This is a genomic window from Streptomyces sp. WAC06614 (assembly GCF_003949795.1).
In the GTDB taxonomy this organism is placed as follows: domain Bacteria; phylum Actinomycetota; class Actinomycetes; order Streptomycetales; family Streptomycetaceae; genus Streptomyces.
In genome coordinates, this window is the sequence record NZ_RPRY01000396.1 from 1 (window position 1) to 5783 (window position 5783).

7 protein-coding genes are annotated in these 5783 nt (G+C 74.8%); 5 read left to right on the forward strand and 2 right to left on the reverse strand.

All coding sequences use genetic code 11. From position 1 onward, the window contains the following. The 5 genes from EF918_RS31565 to EF918_RS31585 all read left to right on the forward strand — a co-directional run. On the forward strand, positions 1 to 763 hold a 763-nt coding region (locus EF918_RS31565), incomplete at its 5' end, for an ABC transporter ATP-binding protein (RefSeq protein WP_148141293.1). Between the two features lie 72 nt (positions 764 to 835). After that, positions 836 to 3403: an ABC transporter permease gene (locus EF918_RS31570; protein ID WP_125652347.1), complete on the forward strand. Its 2568-nt coding sequence runs from the start codon at positions 836 to 838 to the stop codon at positions 3401 to 3403. A gap of 228 nt (positions 3404 to 3631) precedes the next feature. Beyond that, positions 3632 to 4144 carry a lamin tail domain-containing protein gene (locus EF918_RS31575; RefSeq protein WP_125652348.1) on the forward strand — a complete coding sequence of 171 codons (513 nt, stop codon included), beginning with the start codon at positions 3632 to 3634 and terminating at the stop codon, positions 4142 to 4144. Between the two features lie 144 nt (positions 4145 to 4288). Beyond that, positions 4289 to 4630: a VOC family protein gene (locus EF918_RS31580; RefSeq protein WP_125652349.1), complete on the forward strand. Its 342-nt coding sequence runs from the start codon at positions 4289 to 4291 to the stop codon at positions 4628 to 4630. 178 nt (positions 4631 to 4808) lie between these two features. Beyond that, the gene (locus EF918_RS31585; protein WP_125652350.1) at positions 4809 to 5216 is read left to right on the forward strand and encodes a hypothetical protein; all 408 of its coding nucleotides are present in this window, start codon (positions 4809 to 4811) and stop codon (positions 5214 to 5216) included. A 3-nt stretch (positions 5217 to 5219) separates the two neighbouring features. On the opposite strand, the gene EF918_RS31590 is transcribed toward EF918_RS31585, so the two are convergent. Next, complete coding sequence (locus EF918_RS31590; protein WP_125652351.1) at positions 5220 to 5462, reverse strand: hypothetical protein; 243 nt, start codon at positions 5460 to 5462, stop codon at positions 5220 to 5222. Then, positions 5449 to 5724 (reverse strand): DUF6400 family protein, encoded by a 276-nt coding sequence (locus EF918_RS31595; protein ID WP_125652352.1) that lies wholly within the window; start codon positions 5722 to 5724, stop codon positions 5449 to 5451. Before EF918_RS31595 ends, EF918_RS31590 begins: the two co-directional genes overlap by 14 nt. Between the last annotated feature and the right edge of the window lie 59 nt (positions 5725 to 5783).

A 5783-nucleotide genomic window follows, 5' to 3' on the forward strand; every position in this document is an offset into this window, starting at 1 on the left:
CCCCCAGCCCTCCCCGCCGGCCGCCCGGGCGACGGACCTGACCAAGGTCTACGGGAAGGGCGAGATGCGGGTCACCGCGCTGGACGGGGTGTCGGTCGAGTTCGGCCGGGGCCGGTTCACCGCCGTCATGGGCCCGTCCGGGTCCGGCAAGTCCACGCTGATGCACTGCATGGCCGGCCTGGACCGGGTGACCTCAGGATCGGCCCGGATCGGTGGGACGGAGCTGTCCACGCTGTCGGAACAGAAGCTCACCGCCCTGCGGCGGGACAAGGTGGGCTTCGTCTTCCAGGGCTTCAACCTGCTGCCCACGCTCACGGCGCTGGAGAACATCACGCTCCCGCTGCGGCTCGCCGGCCGCAAGCCCGACCCGGCCTGGCTGGACACGGTGGTCGCCACCGTCGGGCTCGGCGACCGGCTCGGCCACCGGCCCGCCGAACTCTCCGGCGGCCAGCAGCAGCGCGTCGCCGTGGCCCGGGCCCTGGTCCCGCGGCCCGAGATCGTGTTCGCCGACGAGCCCACCGGCAACCTCGACTCCCGGTCCGGCGCCGAGATCCTCGGCTTCCTGCGCGACTCGGTACGGGAGCTGGGCCGGACCGTGGTCATGGTCACCCACGACCCGGTCGCCGCCGGACACGCCGACCGGGCGGTGTTCCTGGCCGACGGCCGGATCGTCGACGACCTCCCCGCGCCGACCGCCGACGCCGTGCTCGACCGGATGCTGCGGTTCGAGGCCCGGGCCGAGCCCGGCACCGGCGGCCGCTGACCCGCCGCCCCGGGCCCTGACCGGTCAGCCTTCCCCGCCCCCTGCACGCTTCCCTTCCCCGAAAGCCCCTTCATGCTGCGAACAGCCCTGCGCACCGTCCTCGCGCACAAGGCCCGCCTGTCCATGACCGTCCTGGCCGTCTGTCTCGGTGTCGCCTTCGTCTCCGGCACCCTCGTCTTCGCCGAGTCCTCGGCGGCCGCCTACCGTGCCGCGGTGTCCCAGGACTTCGCGGACGTCGCCCTCACCGTCACCCCGAAGAACCCACCGCCCGCAAGCCCCGCAAGTACCCCCTCGGCCCCCGGGCTCGACGACACCCTCGTCCGCAGGCTGGCCGGCGTACCGGGCGTGGCCGCCGTACGCCCGTCCGCCGACGGCTCCGCCACCCTGGCGGCCGAGGACGGCACCCCGCTCGGCTCCGGTCACCGCTGGTCGAAGCAGGCCGGAGCGTACGTGCCCGGCCCCGACGGCAAGGACCGGCGCCATCCGCTGGTCGAGGGCCGGGCGCCGGTGGGGGGCGACGAGCTGGTGGTGGACCGGCGTACCGCGGCCGCCGGCGGGTTCCGCATCGGTGACACGGTCGTGCTGGCCACCGACGGGCCGGTGCTGAGGAAGCGGCTCGTGGGCATCGTCGACACCCGGGACGCGCGGGTCCGGGCGGGCGGCACCCTCGCCCTGTTCGACAGGGCGACGGCCCAGCAGCTCTTCGCCTCCCCCGGCCGGTACACCGCCATCGACCTGTCGGCCGCGCCGGGCACCGACCCGGTGGACCTGGCCCGGCGGGTGGGCGCGCTCCTGCCGGCCGACCGTGCCGAGGTGGCGACCGGCGCCGCCCAGGCGGCCCAGCAGGCCACCCTCACCGACACGCTGACCCGGGGTCACACCAAGCTGCCGATGGTCTTCGCGGGGGTCTCGCTGTTCATCGGCTCCTTCCTGATCGTCAACACCTTCACGATGCTCGTCACGCGGCGCACCCGGGAGATCGCGTTGCTGCGCGCGATCGGTGCCTCGCGCCGTCAGGTGGTCCGCTCCGTGCTGCTGGAGGCCGCCCTGACCGGCCTCGTCGCATCGGCGGCCGGCTTCGTGCTCGGCCTCGGGATCGCCGCCGTCCTGCCCCGGCTGCTGAGCACGGAGGGCAACCCCCTGCCCGACGGACCGCTGGTGATCGGGCCGGACGCGGTGCTCGCCGCGCTCGGCGTGGGCGTGGGCGTCACCCTGCTCGCGGCCTGGCTGCCGGCGCGCCGGGCGGCGCGGATCGCCCCCGTCGAGGCCCTGCGCGCGGCGGGGCAGGGTCCCTCCAGGGCCCGCACCCGGATCCGTGGCGCGGCGGGGGCGGCGCTGCTCGCCCTCGGCGCCGGGCTGCTGGTCCGGCTGACGGGCGCGAAGGACGCCTCCGAGGCGCACCTGCAGGAGGCACTGCTCGGCTGCGCCCTCCTCGGCGCCGCGCTGATCCTGCTGGCGCCGCTGCTCGCCGGTCCCGTGATCCGGCTGGCCGGACGGCTGACCGCCCGGTTCGGGATCGCCGGCCGGCTGGCCCGGGACAACGCCCTGCGCGATCCGCGGCGCACCGCGGCCACCGCCTCGGCCCTGATGATCAGCACGGCGCTGGTCGCCGGGCTCGCCGTCGTCGGCCATTCCACCGCCCAGGCGCTCGACCGTCAGGCCGCGGCCGGTCTCGGTGCGGAGTACGTGATCCGGACCGGGGACAGCAACGAGGGCATCGACCCGGCCGCCGTGGAGCGGGTGGCGGGCACGGCGGGGGTGCGCGGCGTGCACGCGGTCGCGGACGCTTCGCTGTTCGTGGGCGGCGGGGGCCGGAGGATCTCGGGCGTCGACCCGGCGACCGTGGGCTCGGTGATGGAGCTGGACTTCGTCAGCGGCTCCGTGAAGGACCTGGGGCCGGGCCGGATCGCCCTGTCCGAGACCCTGGCCCGGGAACTGGGCGTGGGTACGGGCGGTCGTACGAACGGACGCATCGGCACGGGGCAGGAGTTCACGCCGTACACGGTCGTCGGCGTCTACCGGGACAATCCGACCGCGCAGGACGCCCTCGGCCTGCGGGCCGAGGTGCAGCAGCACGGCTTCCTGCCCGGGTCCGTCCAGCGGGTCCTGGTGCGTACCGACGGGGGGACCGTCTCCCCGGCCGTGCAGCAGCGGCTGCGCGCGGCCGTGGGCGGCAATCCGCTGCTGGCGGTGCAGGACCGCGGGCAGATCGTCCGGGAGGCCGCCGGCACCGTCGGTGACCTGCTGACGCTGATGTACGGGCTGCTCTGCGTCGGCGTCGCGGTCGCCGCCCTCGGCATCGTGAACACCCTGGCCATGTCGGTGTCGGAGCGCACCCGGGAGATCGGTGTGCTGCGGGCCCTGGGCATGGACCGGGCCGGGGTCCGCCGGACGGTGCTGCTGGAGTCGGTGCTGATCTCCGCCTTCGGCACGCTGCTGGGACTGGCCGGCGGGCTGTTCGGTGCCTGGGCGGTGGGGTCGCTCGCCAGTGGCGCGGTGGGGCAGTACGCGCTCGCCGTGCCGTGGGGGACGCTGCTGCTGGTCTGCGTGCTGTCGCCGGCCGTCGGCGCGGCCGCGGCGGCTGTCCCGGCCCGGCGGGCGGCGGCCCTGGGGCCGCTGGAAGCGGTGGCGAAGGCGTAGCGGTCCCCCACCGGCCGTCCGTGCGCCTGGCGTTGGTCGCGGCAGCCGCAACCGCAGCCACAGCCGCAGCCGCAGCCGCAGCCGCAGCAAAAGGTGCGACTTTTACGCATATATCTGTATTGCGCAACACGCCCCGCCGTGACGGCATGGCGTGGTGCGCGAGGTCCAGAGTGTGAGCGTTCCCGGCACGACGCCGGGGGCGCTCACCGCGTTGAAGGGGTCATCTCCATGTCTGCTTCTCTCGCCACCCGTCGCTCGGTCGCCCTGTTCCTCGCCGCCGGCACGCTGATCGGCGCGGCGGCCCTGCCGGCCGTCGCCGACGACCACGACCATGACCACGGGCAGGGTCGGGACCACCGCGGCTCGCACTCCTCGCTCGTCATCGGCGAGGTCCAGTACGACATCCGCGGCCGCGGCAACCGCGCCCTGAACAGGGAGTGGGTCGAGATCAAGAACACCGGCCGGCACGGCGTCCGCATGCTGGGCTTCACCCTCACCGACCGGGACGGCAACCGCTACCGCTTCGACGACTTCCGTCTCGCGGGCCGGTCCACCGTCCGCGTCCACACGGGCATGGGCCGCGACGGCCAGGACGACGTCTTCATGAACCGCCGTCAGCAGATCTGGGACGACCGCGACACGGCCACCCTCCGCGACAACCACGGGCGGGTGGTCGACACCATGACGTGGGGCCACCGCGGTGACCACCGCCGCCACCACGGACACCACGGCGACCACTGACCGGTACGACGCCCAACGGTGCGGGGCCCGCGGCGCGTTCGCCGCGGGCCCCGCACCGCCGGTCCGGTCCGGGCCGCGTCCACCGGCCACGCCCACCTCGGCCGCTACCGGCGCCGCCGGGCCCTCGGTGACACCATGGTCACCATGGCACTGGACCTCTTCGCGGGCATCCCGGTCAGCGACTACGCGTCGGCGCTGGCCTGGTACGAACGGCTGCTCGGCGACGCGCCGGCGTTCTTCCCCAACGACACCGAGGCCGTGTGGGAGCTCGGGGAGCACCGGTACGTGTACATCGCCGTCCGGCCCGACCGGGCAGGACGCGCGATGCAGACCGTCGTCGTCGGGGACCTCGACGACCGGGTGGCCAGGATCGCCGGGCGGGGCCTGGAGCCGGCGATGCGGGAGCGCTACCCCGAAGGGATGCACAAGGTCACCTACCGCGACCCGGACGGCAACGAATTCGCCTTCGGCGGTCTGTCCTCCTGAGACCGGCCCCCGGGCCGCCCCGGGCCGCCCCGGCCGGGCCACTGTGGCGGGCGAAACCGCGCCGCTCCGCACACTGTGCAGAAGACAACCGCCCGCCGCGCCGAGCGGCGGATACGTTTCCCTGACCCGCCGAGCCCCCCACGGCCCGATCGACCTCACGGAGGCAACCATGTCAGGGATGTCAGGCACGTCAGGTACGTCAGGCACGTCAGGCACGCCGGAGGCGTCGGGCATATCGCGGCGCGCGCTGCTGGGCTATTCGGGAACGGCCGCGGCCGGTGCGGTGCTCGCCTCGGCGGAGACCGCCGAGGCAGCCCCGGCCGCCGCCGGGCGGACCGCCACGGCGCAGGCCGCGCAGAGCGGGCCGGCGTTCCCCCAGGGGACCGAGTTCAAGGCCGTGGGCACGGTGCCGGACGGCTACGGCGGCATCACGCTCACCTTCAGCGTCTCGGTGATGGACGCCCCGGCCGCGTACGTCATCCCCCCGATCGAGCTCGCGAACGCCCTCAACAAGGTCGCCCAGGCCCACGGCTGGCCCCAGCTCACGTTCTACGGCACCCCGGCCCCGGCCCCCCTCACCTCCTGACCGTCAGGGCCTCAGGCGGTCCCAGACGGAGCGGGTGGCTCCGAAGCCGCTCTCGTGGACCCAGACGTGGGTGCAGCCGGCACACTGGAGGTGGAGCTGGCTGCCCGTGGTGGTCAGCAGGTAGCGCCAGTGGGTGGAGCAGTGCCGCTGCTGCGTGCAGGGCTCGCAGCCGCGGGCGTCGTCGCAGTTCGGGCAGTCCACCCAGGCCCGGCGGCCGGGGTCGGCCTGCGGGTCAAGGGGCAGCACGGCCGTCTCCCCGGGCCGGCAGCACACCGGCCGCGACGAGCTCGTCGTAGCGGCGCTGCTGCTCGGCGTCGAGGCCGGAGTACAGCAGGTCGTACGCGGCCTCCTCGCCGAGCAGGACCTCGACGGGGTCCCAGTCGGGGCCGAGCGCGGCCAGCACCTGGGCCCGGCGGTGCACCTCCATGGAGGTGAGGTCGACGGCGAAGTCGACCAGCTCGGGCCGGCCGGCGGCGGGGGCGGGCTCGGGGGTGTCGTGAGGGGCCATGCCTTCGACGTTAGGTATGCCTTATTTGGCCGGTCAAGGGCGGGTGGGGAGAGTCACAG